Raw genomic sequence first — 20198 nt, forward strand, 5'->3', positions numbered from 1 at the left:
CCAAAAACAGCCAGTGCAGAGCATGCTCTGCATTGGCTGTTTTTGCATAACGCCGGAATCCGGCAGGGGGGCCGTTTCCGGTTTCCGGGGAGCTTCGCGGCAGAGTTGCGGGGAAGGGGGATCTAGGAGCCAGGAGCAGGGACCTTTCGTGGGGAGAATGGCGTTGTTTGGTTAACTGGGGTGACCGGCTCATCGTCTCACTTTCCGATCTGCGCATATTTTAACCGAAGAACAGGCCTTTGGCGATTAACGAAAGTTAACGGATCGGCCGTTTTTTTATATAATGAGAGAAAAAGTACGGAAAAGGCATCCATTTTGTCGGAAATTTGGAGGATACAATGATCACGCGGACCGATGCAATCATCTTAAAAACAAAAATCACCCTGCCCTTTCCGAAGGATGGCCTGGTCGAGAGGGAACGCCTGCTTCAATCTCTGTCGGGTGGAGTTCATGGCAGACTCACCTTGATTTACGCCCCTGCCGGCTCAGGCAAAACCACCCTGTTGACGCAGTGGGCCCGAAGCGAAGGCGTCAACTGCGCCTGGCTGGCGCTGGACGGCCGTGACAACGATCCGGTCCGGTTCTGGCGCTATGCGGCGTTTGCATTGGCGGAAATCCTGCCGGCCCCGGCAGCCCTGCGAATGCTGGAACTGGCCAATGCCCTGCCTTCCCTGTCGGCAGACGCCTTTCTGGATGCGTTAATGAATCAGCTTTATGGACTGTCCGAGCCTGTAAAGCTCGTATTGGACGATTATCATTGGATAGAGGATGACCGCATCCATAACGGTTTGTCTTACCTGATCGACTATATGCCCCCCACCCTCCATGTGACGATCGCGAGCCGCAAGGAAGTACCTTTTCCTTCATCAAAATGGCTCTCCAAGCGGGAATGCATCGTCATTGACGCCGACAGGCTCCAGTTTACCCGGGACGAGTCCGAGCAGTTCTACCACAAGTCCGGCATCATGCGGTTGACCCCGCGGCAGATCGACCGGATTGCGGAACGAACCGAGGGATGGGCAGCCGGTCTGCAGCTGGCTTCGCTCTCTTTAAGAACGGCGGAAGATGTGGACCGATGGATCGAAGGGTTCTATGGGGACCACCGGGATGTGGCCGATTACCTTTTTCAGGAGGTACTTGCGCAGCTTCCTGCCGACTTGAGGTCGTTCGTGCTGACGACGGCCGTTCTCGACCGGATGGATGCGGGCATATGCAGCCTGCTCACGGGCGACCCTGCGAGCGGGGACAAGCTTGATGCGGCCCGGCGGTTCAATTTATTTCTCATCCCGCTGGACCTGAAGCATGAATGGTTCCGCTACCACCATTTATTCGCCGGATTTGTCCGGGAACACCTCAAGCGGCATCAGCCCGATGAATGGTTGCAGCTGAACCAGCTGGCAAGCCGGGGCTTTGCGTCCCGCGGATTGCTGGACGAAGCCGTAGACCACGCCATGGCTGCCGGAGATTACGCCGAGGTGGGCCGCCTGCTCGAGCAGCATATTCCAGCCGTGCTGGAGCGCGGGGAAGTTTCCGTCCTGCTGCGCTGGTTCGAGGGCTTCCCGCCAGCCTATGAGCTGTCTATGGAGCTGTCGCTCCTGTACGCGTTCGTATTGGTGCTCACCGGGCACTTCGGCCAGGCTGAAGCCAGACTCGGATCACTGGAGGCGTCGACCCGGATGCTGAAGGAATCGGAGCGGCTGAAGCAGCTGCAGAGCGGCATCCTGTTCGTCCGTTCCAATCTGATGTTCGCCAGCGGAGACTTCACGAATTGGTTTGCCTTCATCGGTACCATGCTGGACGATATCCTCCCGGCTGACCCGACTTATTATATGTTTAACTACAACAAAACGGAGCCTCTTGTGAGACGGACCTCTCTGGGGCTAAAAGGAGTTCTGTCGGCGGACACGGAAAAAATCGGCACGCTGTTTATGGGTGTGCTCGCCGCCCATGGCTGGCAGGGGTCGCTCATTCATCTCTACGTGAAGCAGTCGCTCGTTGAAGGATATTATGAATGGAACCGTCTCGGCGATTGCCGCCAGATGCTCCAGGAGATGACAGCTCTGACCGAAAAATTAAACGTACCGGGACTGCTCGTCCCCATGCTGCTCATGAAGGCCCGCCTGCTCATTGCGGACGGGCGGACCGCTCTGGCGCATGACGTCATCGACGAAGTGCTGGATGCCCCGCTCTCATCTTCTGCTGGCTGGGGCACGCCCTGGGTCCATCTGCTGACGGCATTCAAAATCCGCATGCATCTTGCGGACGGGCAGATGCCGGCCGCCAAGAAGCTGATGGCCCGGCTGGGGCTGTCCGTCAAGGACAAGCCGACATTTCAGCGGGAGTATGAAATGATGACGCTTGTGCGCCTGCTTGGCAAGCAGCGGAAGGAGAACGAGGCGCTGCGGATTCTGGAGCATCTGCTGCCCCAATCGGAGCGCGAGCAGCTCGTTTCCGGCATCGTGGAGAACCATATCCTGCAGGCGCTGCTGAAGGAACAGCTGGGGCAAAAAACGGCCGCCCTCCGCCACCTCCATACCGCCCTGTTCCTGGGAGAACAGAACGGGTATATCCGGAGTTTTGTGGATGAGGGCAAGCCGATGATGTCGCTGCTTGGCCGGTATGAGGCGGTCGTCATTCGCGGAGAGTCCGGTGGAAGCCATGAGGACTTTGGGGCCGGGCTCCCGGGCGAAGTATCCGGGGATTATGTCCGCGCGCTTATGGGAATATTCGCTGTGGCCATGCAGGAGACGGCGGCTGCGGCTGCAGCTCCGGCGGCCACGGCCGAGCCGCTGAGCCGCAGCGAATCCGAGCTGCTCCGGCTGATCGGCCAAGGGGCAAGCAATAAAGAGATGGCCGCCGAGCTGGCGCTGTCGGAAGGGACCATTAAGGTCTACTTATCCCGCCTGTATGAAAAGCTAGGCGTATCCTCGCGAACCCAGGCGCTCGTTACGGCCCGGCAGCTCGGTCTGCTGTCTTAGGCAGCCGGACCGTCATTTCCGTGCCTTCTCCCGGAGCGCTTTGGACCGAGACGCTGCCGCCGTGCATCTGCACGATTTTCTGAATAATCGATAGTCCCAGCCCGCTTCCCCCGCCGGAGCGGGTTCTTGATTTATCCGATTTAAAGAATCTTTCAAAAATATGCTCGAGGTCTTCGGCCGGAATGCCAATGCCCGAGTCCCTGACGCGTACGACGGCTTCCTGCCCGCTTTCCTCGAGAAAAACCTGGACCGTTCCGCCCGCCGGCGTAAACTTAATCGCATTGTGGAGCAGATTCACCCAGACCTGGCTGAGCAAATCCCGATCCGCCTCGATCGTCACGGGTTCAAACTCTACGGACATATCGAGGTCCTTGCCCTGCCACTGGGGCTCACAGGAGAGAACGAGCATCTGCAGCTGTTTGTCCAGCCGGACGGGTTCGGCGTGAAACGGATGCTTGTCGGAATCCAGCGACGCTAGGCGCAGCATGTTCTCCGACAGCCGGGAGAGCCGCACGCTTTCTTCTTCAATGATATTTAGGTAATGATCCCGCTGGCCGGGACTCAGGTTCTCCTCGCGCAGGACGCGGGCAAAGCCGCTGATCGAAGTCAGCGGGGATTGAATCTCGTGGGACACGTTCGATATAAACTCCTGGCGCATATGCTCCAGGTTGTTCAGGTCGGCGGCCATGTTGTTGATCCCCTTCACAATCCCGCCCCAGTGGCCGTTTTCACCGAACACCGGAATTTCCACCTTGAAATCACCTTTGGAGATCCGCTTCAGCGCATCGATGACCAATTGGTAAAACTCCGACTGTCTCCGCTTCGCAAACCGCGAAATAATCGAGATGGAGACGCCGAAAATGACAAAGCCCAGCACGGAGTTCAACAGCTGCCTCACGAGCGGGGAGATGTGCCAGCGAAGGCCGTGAGTTAAATAGAACGCAGCGGTCCAGCAAACGATAAGCGCTGACAGCACAAGGATCATGAAAAAGATGATCCGGACGCGCAGCCAAAAGTTCGGCGGCTCACCATCCATGCCCCGAATCTCATTCTCTCTGCGCTTTGCGACTTCCTTCCGCTTCCTTCTTCGCTCTTCCTTCCGGAGCCGGCGGGCCTCCTGCCGGTCCTCCGGCTTCGTTCCCCTCGCGTGATTCATGCGCTGCCACGTTTCGTTCTGCTCCCGATCCAGACGGCGGCGCTGAATCCGTTCCCGTTGGGTGCTGTAACGATCCGGCCCGCTTCGCTCCAGGTTCCCGGAACGGGCATCGGTACCGTCAGCCTGGAACGCATCAACCGATTCCTGTTCCCTATCCTTCATGACAGCACCTCGAGCCGGTAGCCGAGGCCGCGGATCGTGCGGATCTGAAAGCGGTCCTGCTGGTCGGCAAACCGTTCCCGCAGCCGCTTGATATGCACATCGACGGTCCGTTCGTCACCTTCATAGTCATAGCCCCAAATATGTTCAATGATTTGATCCCGGGAAAACGTCTTGCCCGGGTAGCTGCCGAGCAAAAACAGCAGCTCAAATTCCTTCAGCGGGAGCGTCAGCGCAGCCGATCCTGCGTAGCATTCGTACGTTTTGCGATTCAGACGCACGTCGCCAAACTGGATTTCCTGCGAGGCCGATATTTTGTAACGTTTGAGCAGCGCCTTCACCCGGACAGTCAGCTCGAGCGGGTCAAACGGTTTGACGAGATAGTCGTCGGTCCCGAGCTCAAACCCTTTGACCTTTTGCGAAGTCTCACCTTTGGCCGTCAGCATCAGCAGCGGGATGTCATAGGCCGCATCCAGCTCACGGCACAGCTCCCAGCCGTCCATGCCCGGCATCATAATATCGAGGATGACCAGATCGGCCTTGAACGACTCCATCGCCTCCAAGGCTTCATTTCCGTTCGCCGCCTCCGCTATCGTATAGCCCTCATTCTTCAGCAGATGGCTGACGAGCTCCCGGATATGAGGATCGTCGTCAACAACCAGTATATGAGCCAAGTCGCCCCACTCCTTTCGATAATAGATATGAAATGAACGCGAACGTTCGCGTTTATGCGTTCCGTGCATCCATGCCCCAACCGGAGGGGCCATTTTCGTCCTACCTGCATTTTACCGATTCCGTTCCGATCTCGTAAACATCAATGTGCCAACGATCGTGAAGACCAGGAAGAATCCGGCCATCACGAGCAGATCCGTCACCGGATGGTACAGCACGACCTGCGAGTACACCGGCGTCCCGGAATAAAACACCGCCCGGGCCAAATCGATGCAGTACGTCATCGGCATAATATGGGCTAGAAAGCCGAGAATGCCGGTGGAATGCTGGATCGGAATCATCGCTCCCGACAGGAACATCTGCGGCATGACGAGCAGCATCGAACCGATATCCGCCGTCTTACTGTCTTGGACAAACCCGATGAAGAAAATACCCAGCGATCCGCCGATCAGGCAGAACAGCGGCGTAATGAGAAACAGCCATACAATATGCATGCCGCCTAATGGAATTTGCATCAGGAGCGCAACGATCAGAATGCCGATCAGCCCCACGATGCTGGTGAAGCTTGAACCGATCATTTTACCGAGGATAATGGAATACCTGGAGATCGGGGACACATACAGCTCCTGCGTCAAATTCTGGTTCCTTTCCTCGATCAGGGAGCTCATCCCCGTGATAAGGCCCGTGAACACGCTGTTCACGATCATGCCGATCATCATGAACTGCAAATAATTGTAGCCGAGATTGCCGGCCATGTTCTGCGACAGGCTTCCACCAAAGATGCCGATGAAAATGATCGGAAAGACGATGCTCACGATCATCAGCACCGGATTTTTGATCCCTTTCGTAATTTCCCGTGCGGCAATCGCCACGACCGCATTGCTTTCTTTTTGCGCTTTGGTCATGAGCATTTAGACCGCCCCCTTTCTCGATTCGTCGTTCTGACTCTGCTGCACCAGGCTCAGATAGGCTTCCTCCAGCGTCTGCTGGTGCACTTCCATCCGGCTTAACGGCGTTTGCAGACGGGCTACGAGGGACTGCGGCGTTTTATCCTGAAAACGGACTCGGAAGCACTGCTCCTCTTCGGTAAAGGAAACCTGAAGCTCCTCCAGCTCCGCCCGCAGCGCCTTCCGGTCGCCTGCATCGATCAGCATGCTTTTGTCACCCAGCAGCTTGTGCTTGATCTCTTCCGGCGTTCCGAGCACCGCCACTTTGCCATGCGTGATCATGCATACCCGGTCGGCTTCCTCCGCTTCCTCCAAATAGTGTGTCGTCAGGAAAATTGTAATGTTTTCCTCCTTGCGGATCTTCTGCAAGTAAGCCCACAGCGATTGGCGGGCTGAGGCGTCCAGCCCCTGCGTCGGCTCATCCAAAAATAAAATTTGCGGCTTGTGCATCAAGCTGCGCATGATTTCCAGCTTGCGCTTCATCCCGCCGGAGAAGCCCTTGACCTTCTTGAACAAATTGTCGTGAATGCCGACGATGGCGGCCAGCTCCTCGATCCGCTGCTTGTATTCTTTCGGCATCATGCTGTAGAACGGCCGGTAAGCATAAACGCCGTAAATGCTGACATGGAGGCGGATGTTCTCTTCCGCCGTCAAATCGAGGTCCAGGCTCGGGTTCTGAAAAATAATGCCGACATTCCGGCGCACCTTCGCCGCTTCCTTCTCCACGTCGTAGCCGGCGATCATAACCGTGCCTTCGGTTTTGGACAGCGTGGTGGTCAGGATCGAAATCGTGGTCGTTTTCCCCGCCCCGTTCGGGCCCAGGAAGGCGAAAAATTCGCCCAGCCCCACCTCGAAGCTGATCCCGTCCACAGCCGGACGTTTGCTGCTTTTATATTGTTTTCGCAATTGTTCTACGCGAATGATAGGTTCCATCTTCATACCTCCCTTGATTCTGGGTCACCGGCCAGGCCTGCAACAAGCAGCGCCAAGCTTGTGAACGGTACTAAGATTAAACCTGTAATGTGAACTCAATATGAACTGGAGGGGCTCCGCATGCGGATCATGCTTCCGAAATATCCCCTTACCCTCTCCCCTTTTGATTAAGCCAGCTTTTATTCCCTTGTCTGGTTTGTGAAATGGCTTCAACGGAGCAGGCGGAATCGTGCTGGAGAAACGAAGTGGTCCCCTTTATTCCCAGATTTCAACCTTCTACCCGTTCCATGGAAATCCGGGAATAACAGGGATCGGAGGCATGATCCGCATGCGCAGTGACGATTAGGCTGCGGACTGGATCGATAAAGTTTGGATTTAGTCAAACTTTATCTTGAAACACTTCCAGATTATTGTATGATGGATATTATTTGCATCCGGTCAATTATGAAAGCCGGGCGAAAGCAAGTCACCATACATAAGGTTTCGTTTGGAATTGGGGGGTTTTACCATGCAACAATCCGCAAAGCCGTCGATGTCCTGGCTGCTGAAGTATTTGAAGCCGGTCCGGGGGCGGCTGCTCCTGCTGCTTATTCTGCTGCTCGCCTCGACCGGGGCGCAGCTGGTCAATCCGCAGATCGTGCAGCGCTTTATCGACACGGCCGCCGCGAACGGCATCGTCTCCAGCCTGCTCGTGCTGGCAGGAATTTACCTGGTCTTTGCCGTGCTGAACCAGGTCCTGACCGTGGCGATCAGCTATCTCGGCAACGACGTGTCCTGGCGCGCCACCAACCAGCTGCGCGGCGACCTGCTGAAGCACTGCCTGCGGCTCGACATGCGGTTTCACAACTTGAAAACGCCGGGAGAAATGATCGAGCGGATCGACGGGGACGTCACCAACATGTCGAACTTTTTCGCCATGTTTATCATTAAAGTCATTGGCAGCTTCGTGCTTCTTGCCGGCATTCTCGGCTATATGTTTACGATCAATTGGCCGATCGCCTCGGTCATGACCCTGTTCACTTTGGCATCCATTGGGGCCATGATGTTCATCCGCAATCTGGGCGTCACTTCCTCCAAAGATGAACGCGGCGCCAGCGCGGCACTGTTCGGCCTGATTGAGGAACGGATCGCCGGCATTGAGGATGTTCAGGCGAACGGCAACGTGCCGTACGTCATGAACCGCTTCTACCGTTCCATGCGAAATGTGTTCCTCAAAGGTCGCAAAGCCTGGATGCTGCGCGTCATTCCCTGGAATACGACGGTCGTGCTGTTTGCTATCGCCGTGACGGCGGTGCTGATGCTCGGTGTTCATTATTTTCTGACCAACCAAATATCGCTCGGAACGCTATTCCTGATCTATCAATACACCCAAATGCTGAACGATCCGATCGAGCAGCTCGGGGATCAGGTTCAGGAATTCCAAAAGGCCAAATCCGGCATGCTGCGTTCCCAGGAGCTGCTGGCGAGCCGCACCGAAATCATGGAAGGATCGCAAACGGCGCTGCCTGACGGAGCGCTTGGTCTGGAATTCGACCATGTCCATTTCAGCTATAACCCGGATAAGCCGGTACTCCACGATATTACGTTCACCGTCCGGCCCGGCGAGCGTCTGGGCATCATCGGACGTACCGGAAGCGGCAAGTCGAGCCTCAGCCGGGTCCTGCTGCGCCTGTACAATATCAACAGCGGCACCGTCCGGGTAGGGGGCGTAGACATCCGCGACCTGAAGCTCGAGGCGCTGTACCGCCGGGTCGGCATGGTCACGCAGGACGTGCAGCTGTTCGACGGCACACTCCGGGACAATTTGACACTGTTCGACGGCAGCATATCGGACGACTATATTCTGGGCACGACGGAAAGGCTCGGACTCAAGCAGTGGATCGACTCGCAGCCGCAAGGTCTGGATACGCATCTGAAGGCCGGCGGCGCCTCGCTGTCCGCCGGGGAAGCGCAGCTTTTCGCCCTGACACGGGTCTTTCTGACCCAGCCGAGCCTGGTGATTCTGGATGAGCCGTCGTCCCGGCTGGATGCCGCTACCGAAGCGATGCTGCAGTCTGCCGTGGATCAGCTCATGCAGAATTGTACGGGCATCGTGATCGCACACCGGCTCTCCACGCTGGAGCAGGTCGACCACATTATGGTGCTGGGCGACGGCCGGATTCTTGAATTCGGGGAACGGGGGGTATTGGCGAAAGACCCAACCTCTCACTACGCCCAGCTGCTGATTACCGGACGAGAGGAGGACTTGGCATGACCGTAACCCGGTTTATCCAACGCCTGTTTACGTATAACATCTCGCTGTTTATTGTGAACGGCCTCTTGTGGGGGCTGTTCCATTCCATGCCGCTGCTGCTGGGTCTTGGCATGCAGTGGTTTTTCGACAGGGCGACCGGCGAGTCGCATAACTATTTGTGGCTCGTCGCCCCGCTCATTTTTATCGCGATCGTCCGTATATCCCGGACTGGCGTCTTCTTCTGGGCCTTTTTTAAATGGGTCACCTATATTTACGACATCCAGGCGATTCTCCGCACGAATATGCTGAAAGGCATCATGCGCTGGCCCGGACGGAACCTCCCCGCCTCGCCGGGCGAAGCCGTGAGCCGGTTCCGCGAAGACGTGGATGAAGTGGTCGAATACGTGGAGTCCTGGGTCGACTTCTGGGGACGGTTTGCGTTTACGATCATCTCCTTGGTCATCATGGCCCGCATCAACTGGCAGATCACTCTGGTCGCGATCCTGCCGCTGGTTGCGGTAACGCTGCTGAACAATCTGTCCGGCAACCGGGCGAGACGCTATGGCCAGCAGAACCGTGAAGCCACTGGGCGCATTACGAGTTTCATTGCCGAGTCTTTCGGCGCGGTGCAGGCGCTGAAGCTGGGTCAGGCCGAGGATCATGTCCACCGGCGCTTTGTGGAGCTGAATGAGTCACGGCGGCAGGCGGCGTTGAAGGATAACCTGTTCAAGCAGTGGATGCGCTCGCTCAATCAGCATGTGCTCAGCATTTGTACCGGGATCATCCTGCTGATGTGCGCCTCGGCGATGAAGGCCGGGCAGTTTACCGTCGGCGATTTCGCCCTGTTTACCTCATACATGACCAATATTGCATTCAGTATTTCCCTGTTCGGATATATGGTTTTTCAGCATAAAAGACTTAAGGTGTCCCTCGACCGTATGAGTGTTCTCTTCCGGCCGGGGGAGCAGGAGCGGATCATGGATTTCAGCGAAACGTACCTTTACGGCGAGCCGCCAGAGCTGCCGTTGGTCGAGCGCAACTCCGATGACCAGCTGCAAACGCTGGAAGTCCGGAACCTTTCCTACACCTATCCGGGCTCGGAGAACGGCATTGCCGATGTGAGCTTTGCGGTGACAAGGGGTCAGTTTGTCGTTATTACCGGACGGATCGGTTCCGGCAAATCGACCCTCGTCCGCACACTGCTAGGCCTGCTGCCCAAATCGGGCGGTGATGTGCAATGGAACGGCCGAGTCATCGATCCGGCGGCGTTCCTGGTTCCGCCGCGCTCCGCTTATACGCCGCAGGTTCCGCGGCTGTTCAGCGACACACTGCAGGAGAACATCGTCCAGGGCAGCCCGCCCGAGGCGGATGCGCTCGCCCGGGCGATCCGGCTGGCCGTCATGGAGAAGGATATCGAGGACCTGGAGAAAGGTCTCGATACCTTCGTCGGCCCGAGAGGCGTCATGCTGTCCGGCGGCCAGATCCAGCGCGCCGCCACAGCGCGCATGATGATGACCGAGTCGGACCTGTTTATCTTCGACGATCTGTCGAGCGCGCTCGACGTCGAGACGGAGAAGAAGCTGTGGGAGCGCCTGTTTCAGGAACGCGACGTCACCTGCATCGCCGTGTCCCACCGCCGGGCGGCGCTGGCGCAGGCCGACCATATCATCGTGATGAAGGACGGCCGCATCGAAGCGGAAGGCAGCCTTGCCGAACTGCTGGAGTCCAGCACGGAAATGCAGCTGCTGTGGCAGGGGGAACTGACGGATTCATCGGAGTCGGGTGAGCAAACTGACAGCAAAAACGAGACGGTGAAGGTCTGAACCACTTCATCACTTGGGGATAGCCAAACAGCCCCGGCCCAATTGCGGCCGGGGCTGTTCATGTTATTTTCCCATAGACAGGCTTCCCCAGAAATTAATACGTCCACCAGTTGCCGGACATCACAAGGAGCGAGAACAGCTTAATGCTGTCCTCATAGTATCCTTCGCTTGAGCTTCCGGCCGTATATGTCCACACAGAGTTCAGCCAGGTCTGGTTCGACGAGGAAGTCATGGCGCTGACGCCGAACGGGGCGAAAAAGGCGCCGCTGTTATACGAGCCGATGACGCTTCCGTTCAACTTGTATCCGTCCTTGACTGCGCCCGGGTTGCTGTTCACCTTGCTTTTGATCCAGCTGCTCATCTGGTTCAGCTGATTCAGGGCCCGGTTGTCGCCGGTCATCAGGTAATCGGTCGTAATCCGCCAAGGCGTACGACAGGAATTATAGGCGTAGGAGCCGTCGGTCGTATCTTCCAGGAAGTCGGCCGGCGCCGGCTTGTACGCGCCGCCCGAGTAGACGACAAAGTCGGGCAGCAGTCCCGTCGATGCACTGTAATTTGTATAAATCGAATTGATAATGGAGTAGGTTTTATCAATGACCTTAGTCCACCGGGTATCACCGGTAGCCTGCTGGAACGCCTTCAGATGATTTAGCATGAAGTCTGAAGGACGGGTCGCCGTAGCGTAGGAACCGTCGGTAGCCCAATCGCCAAGCCGGAGGGTCCATTGCGTCTGGTTCACGTCGTTTTGCATAATGGCGTTGATGATATTTGTGGCGGCCTGCAAGTAGTTCACTGTGCCGCTGCTGCCCCACTGCTTGTCCGCTAACAGGAGCGAATAAGCGATGTCCATATCGCCGTCGGTGGCGGAATCGGCTCCCTCAACATTCTGAAAGCTGCTGTTCTGCTTCCAGGCCATCAAGTAAGGATTATTGTCGCTGGGATGCTCGGTGTAGTACTTATACAGTCCGTTAAAATAGGTCTGCGCGCTGCTGTCGTATCCGGCCATCAGCACGGTCAGCAGCATGCCGTAGCCATGCGCTTCGGACACCGTCGCGCCGCTTGCATCGTACTTCACATAATATTTGCCGGTCCCGGCCGGCTTCAGGTAAGCTGATTTCCAGCTGTCCCATTTGGATTTGACTGCATCGTCCATCGTGGTCTGGGTTACATGACTCGGCTTGATCGAGCCGCTGGTGTAAGTCGTATGCTGAGGAAAAGGCTTGTTCGGCGCCGCCAGCGCAAATCCGGCGGGAACCATCAGAAAAGCGAGACAACCAATCAGGACGGCTTTGCCGCTTAATGAAAATCTCTTATTTCTTTTCATCACCCATTACGCTCCTTTAATTTCATAGATTAGGAAACAGGTTATGCCTCGGTTCATCTCAGCTGTAACCGCCCGGATGCCATTGGCGCGGGCAGCAGATCACAGGATTAACGCAGTCTCACCCCCTCCGAAAGTTAAAGCGCTTTAATATTAGTTTCTCTATTAGTCTACCTGATTTCCAATTATTTGTAAAATATATTTTTATATGTAATCCAACAGCTGCACGGCATTACGCCGCATATCCTCCGTCCGCTGTCTAAAAGCGCAGTAGGCGATATGGTCCAAGCCAATGTGGAGCAAACAGCAGCGGAGACGCTCCTCCATCTGCGAAGGAAAGCCTCCCTGCCGTTCCCAAACGTCATTCAGAACCTGCTGCAGATCGATCACCTGCCACTGCGGATACCAAGGCCACCAGTATAAAAGCCAGGCAATGTCATACAAGGGATCGCCGTAAATGGCATTTCCCCAATCGATAATGCCGGTCAACCCGCCGCGGTCCACCAATACATTCCGGTTCAAAAGGTCGCAGTGAGCGATACCTCTGTACTCGGGAAGACGGGGGGCGAGCCGCCGTAAAGCCGAGACACCGCTATCAAATATTTTGGACTCCGCAGGGAATAAATCCAGCCGCTCCCGCCAGCCGGGAAGCCGGTCCCTCGGTCCGGTCACGGACAGCAGCTCCTCACTCCAGCTTGCGCGACGGCCCCCAAGACGCCACTCTCCACCATGGCTTATACTTCCTGCATCTACCTGCTGAAGTCCCGAGAGCGCATCAATCAGCCCCGGAAGGATCAGCCGCATTTCCCCAGCCTCAAGCTCATCCAGATGTCCGCCACGGACCCGCCTCGATACGGCATAAAAACCTTCGGATGTCTCTCCGATCAAGGTAACCTCAGGAACGGGTACCATTGACGGGGCGAGTGAACCCATGACCTGATCTTTTTGAAAATCTTCCACATGAGCGCCGAAACGGATCACCATTTCCTGGCCGTCCAGCGTGAATCCGTAAGCCGTTGACCAGTCTCCGGCACCCACCGGGGCAATATCCTTTGCCCGGCTGCCGAAACGGCTGTTTATAAACCGGACTGCGCCAAGAAGATCAATAGTCATGAGGCTTCCTCCTTTAATTACCAGATTACAAGCAGTCTACCAGCCTTGTTCTCTCGCTTCAAGTTTAAGGTCAAAAAACCGCATCCCTCTCGGATACGGTTCGATTTCACAGCTCCAATTTAAGATTTTTAGATCAAGCGGCGTCCTTCCGATTTCCGGTACTGCTCCGGCGTCATGCCGGTCATTTTGGCAAAGGCCCGGAAAAATTGGCTCGTGCTCGAGAACCCGAGGTTGAAACTGATATCGGTGACCGTGTCCGCGGACTTCTTCAGCTGTTCCATCGCTTCCCTCACCCGTAGCTGCAGCACATACTGATACGGGGGCACGCCCGTCAGGGACTTGAACGACCGGATAAAATGGTACCGGCTCTGCATCGCCATCGCTGCGAGGCTGCTGACGCTCAGCTGTTCCGTGAAATGCGCATGCACATATTCGAGCACCTGTGCCAGATGCCGGTCGGCGGCAGCATGGGCCATCTTGGGGCTGGCTGGAACGGTCCCCTCCCAAATCAGCTCCCGCAGATCGCAGATCATCCGGGCTTCCAGCTCCTCCTCCACGAGCGGATCAGCCATGTCGAGAGCCATCATGTCCGCTGTCCATTGCCGAAACACCCTCGATACCCGGCTCACGTCAAACTGCTTTCTGTGCCGAAGCTCACTGTAAATCGAGGAATCACCCGGGTACAGGCTCTCGGGCCGGATCCGGATCACCACCACGCCCGTGCCGTCGCCGATGTAGAAGGAATGCCGGTCGCTAGGCTGCAGCACAATTCCTTCACCGGGAGGGAGCGCCAGTTGTTTATGCTCATGCGTAAAATGGCAGGTTCCTTGAAGTGGAATCGTGATCTGGTATTGATCGTCGTGCGTATGCGGTGTATTTTCGAACGGGCTGGAGAAGCGGTGAACCTCCAGCTGCGGCATTACGATCTGCATTCTCATGTACCCTCACCCCGCTTCAGTATAGCATATCGTGCTCTGTCCAAAAGGCAATTTTCGCTGCGACAGCTGCGTGGTCGATCCGCTATGATGGGTAGAAAAAAAGAGGATGTGGAGAAATGTCACAATCTGAAATGACCGTGGATACGGCGAAAAATACGGCTCTGGCCGTTCTGCTCGGCGTCAGCTGCGCCCACCTGCTGAACGATGCGATGCAGTCGGTCGTTCCTGCGGTGTTTCCGCTCTTTCAGCAGCAGATGCACCTGAGCTATACCGAGATCGGCTGGGTTGCCTTCACGCTCAATATTACGGCTTCCATTCTGCAGCCGGCCATTGGGTACTATACCGACCGCCGACCGCTGCCGCTGCTCCTTCCGCTTGGCATGTTGTTCACCCTGCTCGGTATGGCAGGTTTAGCCCTGGCTCCATCGTTTTGGTACCTGCTGCTGTCAGCGGCCCTGATCGGGATCGGTTCCTCGGTGCTCCATCCCGAGTCGTCCCGGGTCGCCCACCTGGCCATGAACCGGCGGAAAGGACTGGCGCAGTCCGTGTTCCAGGTCGGGGGCAACACCGGCCAGGCGTTTGCTCCGCTGATGGCCGCATTCATCATCAGCCCGCAGGGGCAGCTCGGTTTTCTATGGTTTATCGTGCTGGCCGGACTCGGCATCGCGCTGCAGCTCGGCGTCAGCCGCTGGTACAGCCGGCAGACCCGTCCCGCCCGGACCGCAAACCGTACCCATCGCCAGGAGTCCAGCCGGTTCAGCAAGCGCTTCATAGCGTATGTGCTCGCGATCTTGATCCTCATGCTGTTTTCCAAGTTCGTATATCTCGCCAGCATGACCGGTTATTACGCCTTCTATTACATGGATCAATACCACCTTCCGCTAACCAGCGCGCAGCTGAGTATTTTTGCCCTGCAGTTCGCCGGCATGGCCGGTACGTTCATGGGCGGTCCGCTGGCGGACCGGTTCGGGCGTCAAAAAATCATCTGGTTCTCCATCCTTGGCACGTCCCCGTTCTCCCTCCTGCTGCCCTATGCCGGGCCGATCGGGTCGGTGATCCTCTGCGCGGCCATTGGCCTGATCCTGATGTCCGGCTTCTCGGTGATTATCGTGTACGCACAGGAGATGCTGCCGGGTCACGTGGGAACCGTTGCTGGTTTGTTCTTCGGACTGGCCTTCGGCATGGGCGGCCTGGGTTCGGTCATCATGGGCTGGCTGATGGACTCACACGGGGTTGCGCTGATGACGCAGGTATGCGCTTTTCTCCCGCTGCTCGGCCTGTTCGCGCTGCTTCTGCCTAAAGACTCGGTGATCATGGGCGCAGCCGGTAAGGCCGGCAGCAGCTCGTCTTCGGCTGAAGCGCTATAACAAAAACATTTATCGACGTACATTCTAAGAAGCCAGACCGCACTTAGCGGAAGTTTTTATTGCGATATAAAGAAGCAAAATCTCCGATGCTTATACTTTCTTATATCTAAAACAAAAACATTTATCGACGTACATTCTAAGAAGCCAGACCGCACTTAGCGGAAGTTTTTATTGCGATATAAAGAAGCAAAATCTCCGAAGCTTATACTTTCTTATATCTAAAAGAAAAACGTCTATCGACGTAGATTCAAGAAGCAATTCCGCACTTAGCGGTAGTTTTAGAAGCGTATATTTTCTTATATCTAAACAAAAGCAGCAAAAGACGTACCGCCTCTCCCGATGGAAAGGGACAAGGGCGGTACGTCTTTTTTTCAACTTATATAGCGTTGATATCAAGGATTCACGTTGATGGTAAAGGTCGACGTATTGTTTTTGATTGGCGTGGCCGTGTTCACAATTTTCAGATTGTTGAAGGTCACCGATCCGACCGCCGGCCCCTGATTGGGCTCAGGCATTTCGTTAGCCCAGATCCCAAAGCCCGACTTGGCGTCAAATGCATCGCCGCTCTTCTGTGCTCCGGAAATCGTAACGTTCGTGAAAATGGTGTCCTTGATTGGATTTTGCGGCTGTCCGTTAAAATAGTTGGTCTGGAACATGATGCCGTGATAGGTCGGGTCCACGATATCCAAGTCGCTTACCCGAATGCCCTGGAACACTTTCGATGCCGAGAACAGCCACATCGCCGGGAAGGTCTGCTGGCCCCAGAAGTGCCCGCCGGCCCGGACGATCGAAATATTCTCAAAATTGGTCGTCGGCGAGGCGCCGAATCCGTTCATCGGGTAGCCGAAGTCCAGCGAGCTGATCGTTACGCCCGAGTAGCACAGCGTATCGGCAATGTAAATGTTCCGGAAGGTGTTGGCGTATCCGCCGTAGACGGCGAGGCCTGCGGCACGCCAGGTCAAGAGCGAAGTCAGGTTTTCATAGACGTTGTCCTTTTCGTCCGCCCCGCCCGCGTCGATCGCCGAGAACAGCGCGAAGCTGTCGTCGCCGGTAGCCCGCGCTTCGACGTTGCGCACCAGATTGTTCGTACTGCCGTTGGTCATGTTGATGCCGTCGGCAAACGTGTTGCGGATGCGCGAATTGGTAATCGTCATGTAATCGGTGTTGGCTCCCCAGTACATACACACCTGATGCTCGGTCCAGATGTTGTCAATTGTCATGTTCGCCACGTTCGAGAAGTCGAACACCTTGCCCGGACCGTCGATACGTGAGGTATAGTTGCCGAAGTAGGCAAAGTTCGCGAACGTGGAGCCGTTCGCCGTGGAGTTGGCCGTAAATCCGACATCTGTGTTGGATTGGTTCGCCGGGGCCACGAAGCGGGTGTACCATGGACCGGCGCCGACGATTTTAATTGGCTTGCCATAGACCTGGAATTTGTTCGAGGTCTGATACGTTCCCGGCGGCAGGTATACTCCGACCAGATTGCCTGTCGTATCCATTCGCACTTTATCCAGCGCATTCTGCACGTCCTGGTGCGTGAAGCCGGCCGGCACCGCGTATTTGGCCGGATCCGGATTCGGAATCGGCGCAACCTGCTCCAGGCTGATGAAATCGATCGCGTAGTTTGTCGTATTGGCCGCATCCTTCTGGAGCCGGATTGTGCTGCCTTTCGGGATGGTGCTGTCGAACATGATATTGGCCTCGTCATAAATATGCCTTGGCGCACCGGCTCCCGGGCTGTTGCTCGGATTCGCTTCGTCGCCATACAGCCAGGCGTAGCGCGACGTCAGATTGATCGTCTTGGCGAAAGTGCCGTTGACATACACGTTCAGCGTCGCATCGATACCACCGCCCCCGGGTGCATCCGGAATGGAGAACCGGGTCACCAGCGTGTTCGTATTGGCTTTGGTCGTGAACTCAACGTAGCTGCCCGTGCTGTTTAACGTCACCGCTTTACGTCCCGAAGCCTCGCCGGCGAGGTCGCCGATGTTCCGGTTCGGACCGACGATCGCCGCGCCGCCTCCAACGACGCCGTCTTCGGCCTCGTACATATCGTACGGCATGTTCGCGCCGCGTCCGACGAAGAAGGACTGCGTTGTAACGTTGTTGCCCTGCTTCACCGGCAGTTCGTTGCCGTCAACGGCGATTTCCGTCTTGACGTTATACTTCCCATTCGCCGCTGTCCAGCTGCCTAAGCTGACCGGTGCAGCCGAAGCCCCGCTGGCGATGACGCCGCTGACCGAGCCGGTCAAGGTCTTGATCACCGCGCCGGTCGTCGCATCGGTTAACGTCAGCTTGATATTATGAGCGCCTCCCGCCGAGGCGGCCGTTCCTTGATTTTTGACCGTCACCGTAAAGTTCACCGTGTTGCCGGCCGAAGGGTTGCCCGGCGTCCAGGTCACCGAAGAAGCTACCAGATCGGAGCTCGATACCGGTGCAATCACCAGTGGGGATGGATTGGTGAAGGCGTTATTGTCTTCGTTTTGCTCGATGACCGACTTTTCTTCATCCACCTTTGAGGTCAATTGGTAGCTCCCGGCGTCTTTGGCACCAATGGACAGGGTTACGTTCGTGGAAGCTCCTGCCGCCAAGGCGCCCACTGGTGCGGAACCGACTTTAGTCGTGCCCAGGTAAAAGTTCACCGTCGTTGCTCCGGAGGAAGCCGCCCCCACGTTTTTGACCGTGGATGTCAGCGAAACCGCATCGGTCTCTACCGGAGATGCCGGCGTCCAGGACATGCCCGTGATCGTCAGGTCCGGATTCGGAGCAGGCGTTCCGATGACCTGCAGCTCCGCCACTTGGCCGCCGGTCGAACCCGAGTTGGCGGTGAATTTCAGCTGGATGTCGCTGGCGGTAGCCGTCACCGGAATCGTCACGGTGTTGCCGGACGCCGGGCTGAAGCTGTACTGCGCAGAGGAGACCAAATTCGTGAAGCTGGTCGAATTCTGGTCATGGCCAAGCACCTGAATCGTTTGGGTGCGTGGTCCCCAAGCGCTGTCCGGATTCAGCTTCAGCACGATGGACGAAATATTCGCATTCGCGCCCAGGCTGAGTGTCAGTGTATTCGGATACGCATTGGCAGCTCCTTCCCAATAGGTGGTCAGGCTGCCGTCATTGGCATTGGCCGGCACGTAAATGTATTCATTCGAGGACGCGGTGATCGGCTTGTTCAGCGCCAGATTCGTGCCTGTACCCCCGCCCGTGCCGGTTCGGGTCACGGTATTGCTGGCGGCCGATACGTTGCCCGCCGCATCCTTGGCTTTGACGTAATAGGAGACGGTGGCCGATGCCGGCTGGTTGTCGGTATACGTCAGAGCACTGCCGGCAACGCTCGCACGCAAGGCGTTATTCGCGTAGATATCATATCCTGTTACGCCCACATTGTCCGTGGAAGCGGTCCACGTCAGCTTGATCTGTCCGGAAGCCGGCTCAGTAAAGGCCAGGTTTCCCGGGGCAGACGGGGCCTGCGTGTCGCCACCAGCGGCGGCGCCGTACACCTCAAACTCGGAAATCTGCCCAGCAGGCCAGCCCGTATTTGCCGTAAAGACCAGCCTGACGTATCTGGCAGGAGCCGCGGTAAAGCTGACCGTTACCGTATTGTTACCGGCCGGATCGAAGGTGTAGCTCTGCGAGGCGGCCAAATTCGTAAAAGTTGCCCCGTCCGCGCTGCCCTGTACCGACAGCGTCTGAGCTCTTTTCTCCCAGCCGCTGACCGGAAGCTTCAGGACCACCTGGTTAACATTGTAGGACCCGCCAAGGTCAACCTGAAGCCACTGCGGAAAAGCGTTATTATTACTCTCCCAGTATGTAGCCTGATTGGAGTCGCCTACATTCGCCGGCGCGTAGGTCTGGGTATACGAGCTCGCGCTCATGTTCTTGCCCGCCGCCAAATTGCCCGGCTCGGCGGCCGCAGCGGCGCCCTCTGCCGTTGCTGCCGGCTCAGCGGAATTCAGCCCGCTGGCGGAGCTTCCAGCCGGCGTATCCGCAGCTCCATCGGCCGGATTGCCCGCGTCTGCGGAGCCTGCAGCCTCGCCCGGAGAATCAGCCTGGCCCTTACCGCCGGCCGGATCCGGAGTGTCATTACCGCCTTGCTGCTGGCTCCCGGAGGCAGGTACAGCCCCCGCGGGTTCTGCAAAACTCCAAGACGGGGAATAAAAAAACTGCGAAATGAGAAGCACGAAGATCAGCGCATACAGAGCCGCCGTTTTCCGTAAAGCCTGAAAATGGTGAGCCGTCATAATCATCCTCCTGAATGGGATACTTGGACCTGGACTACCTGCGACAGGAACTGCCCCGTCTTTAAAAATAAACCGCTTTCATTTTTCTGGGAACCCGGTAATTTCTGGAGCTCACCTCCTTAGCAGCATGGACGGATATTGGCGTTTGTTGGGACGCCCTTCTCGGGATGGGATGGTATGGGTAGACAGGCTGGGACGAATTGTTGGAATGCGAAGGGGTTTTGATTTGCTGCAGAGTCCACTGCTACAAATGGTTGGGTCTGTGGCTGGGCCTTGGTGCCGGATTTGTGTTTCTGGGAAGGAGATGTCAAGTTACGCAT

General features: G+C 56.6%; 12 protein-coding genes. 4 read left to right on the plus strand and 8 right to left on the minus strand.

Going from position 1 to position 20198, the window contains the following annotated elements; translation table 11 throughout:
• Positions 1-338 precede the first annotated feature (338 nt).
• Positions 339-2978: a winged helix-turn-helix domain-containing protein gene (locus GCU45_RS15355; protein ID WP_152399552.1), complete on the plus strand. Its 2640-nt coding sequence runs from the start codon at positions 339-341 to the stop codon at positions 2976-2978.
• Here GCU45_RS15355 and GCU45_RS15360 read toward each other — a convergent pair.
• The 4 genes from GCU45_RS15360 to GCU45_RS15375 form a co-directional block, all read right to left on the minus strand.
• Positions 2947-4296: a sensor histidine kinase gene (locus GCU45_RS15360; protein WP_341874516.1), complete on the minus strand. Its 1350-nt coding sequence runs from the start codon at positions 4294-4296 to the stop codon at positions 2947-2949. The two genes, GCU45_RS15355 and GCU45_RS15360, sit on opposite strands and share 32 nt — an antisense overlap.
• Positions 4293-4967 (minus strand): response regulator transcription factor, encoded by a 675-nt coding sequence (locus GCU45_RS15365; RefSeq protein ID WP_076173037.1) that lies wholly within the window; start codon positions 4965-4967, stop codon positions 4293-4295. The genes GCU45_RS15360 and GCU45_RS15365 overlap by 4 nt, the downstream gene beginning before the upstream one ends.
• A gap of 111 nt (positions 4968-5078) precedes the next feature.
• Positions 5079-5876 (minus strand): ABC transporter permease, encoded by a 798-nt coding sequence (locus tag GCU45_RS15370; RefSeq protein WP_094598014.1) that lies wholly within the window; start codon positions 5874-5876, stop codon positions 5079-5081.
• Positions 5877-6845 (minus strand): ABC transporter ATP-binding protein, encoded by a 969-nt coding sequence (locus GCU45_RS15375; protein ID WP_152399553.1) that lies wholly within the window; start codon positions 6843-6845, stop codon positions 5877-5879.
• Between the two features lie 508 nt (positions 6846-7353).
• Here GCU45_RS15375 and GCU45_RS15380 point away from each other — a divergent pair.
• Both GCU45_RS15380 and GCU45_RS15385 read left to right on the plus strand, forming a co-directional pair.
• Positions 7354-9099: an ABC transporter ATP-binding protein gene (locus GCU45_RS15380; RefSeq protein ID WP_152399554.1), complete on the plus strand. Its 1746-nt coding sequence runs from the start codon at positions 7354-7356 to the stop codon at positions 9097-9099.
• Complete coding sequence (locus GCU45_RS15385) at positions 9096-10901, plus strand: ABC transporter ATP-binding protein (RefSeq protein WP_152399555.1); 1806 nt, start codon at positions 9096-9098, stop codon at positions 10899-10901. Before GCU45_RS15380 ends, GCU45_RS15385 begins: the two co-directional genes overlap by 4 nt.
• A 94-nt stretch (positions 10902-10995) precedes the next feature.
• Here GCU45_RS15385 and GCU45_RS15390 read toward each other — a convergent pair whose 3' ends face one another.
• The 3 genes from GCU45_RS15390 to GCU45_RS15400 form a co-directional block, all read right to left on the minus strand.
• Positions 10996-12225: a family 8 glycosyl hydrolase gene (locus GCU45_RS15390; protein WP_152399556.1), complete on the minus strand. Its 1230-nt coding sequence runs from the start codon at positions 12223-12225 to the stop codon at positions 10996-10998.
• Positions 12226-12426: 201 nt separating this feature from the next.
• Positions 12427-13335 carry a phosphotransferase family protein gene (locus GCU45_RS15395; protein ID WP_152399557.1) on the minus strand — a complete coding sequence of 303 codons (909 nt, stop codon included), beginning with the start codon at positions 13333-13335 and terminating at the stop codon, positions 12427-12429.
• A gap of 128 nt (positions 13336-13463) precedes the next feature.
• A complete protein-coding gene (locus GCU45_RS15400) occupies positions 13464-14273 on the minus strand; it encodes an AraC family transcriptional regulator (protein ID WP_152399558.1) in 810 nt (269 codons plus the stop codon).
• Positions 14274-14389: 116 nt separating this feature from the next.
• On the opposite strand from GCU45_RS15400, the gene GCU45_RS15405 reads away from it, so the two are divergent.
• Complete coding sequence (locus tag GCU45_RS15405) at positions 14390-15640, plus strand: MFS transporter (protein ID WP_152399559.1); 1251 nt, start codon at positions 14390-14392, stop codon at positions 15638-15640.
• Between the two features lie 392 nt (positions 15641-16032).
• Here GCU45_RS15405 and GCU45_RS15410 read toward each other — a convergent pair whose 3' ends face one another.
• Positions 16033-19878 carry a discoidin domain-containing protein gene (locus GCU45_RS15410; RefSeq protein WP_244364089.1) on the minus strand — a complete coding sequence of 1282 codons (3846 nt, stop codon included), beginning with the start codon at positions 19876-19878 and terminating at the stop codon, positions 16033-16035.
• Between the last annotated feature and the right edge of the window lie 320 nt (positions 19879-20198).

The organism is Paenibacillus cellulositrophicus (genome assembly GCF_009363095.1).
GTDB lineage: Bacteria > Bacillota > Bacilli > Paenibacillales > Paenibacillaceae > Paenibacillus_AQ > Paenibacillus_AQ favisporus.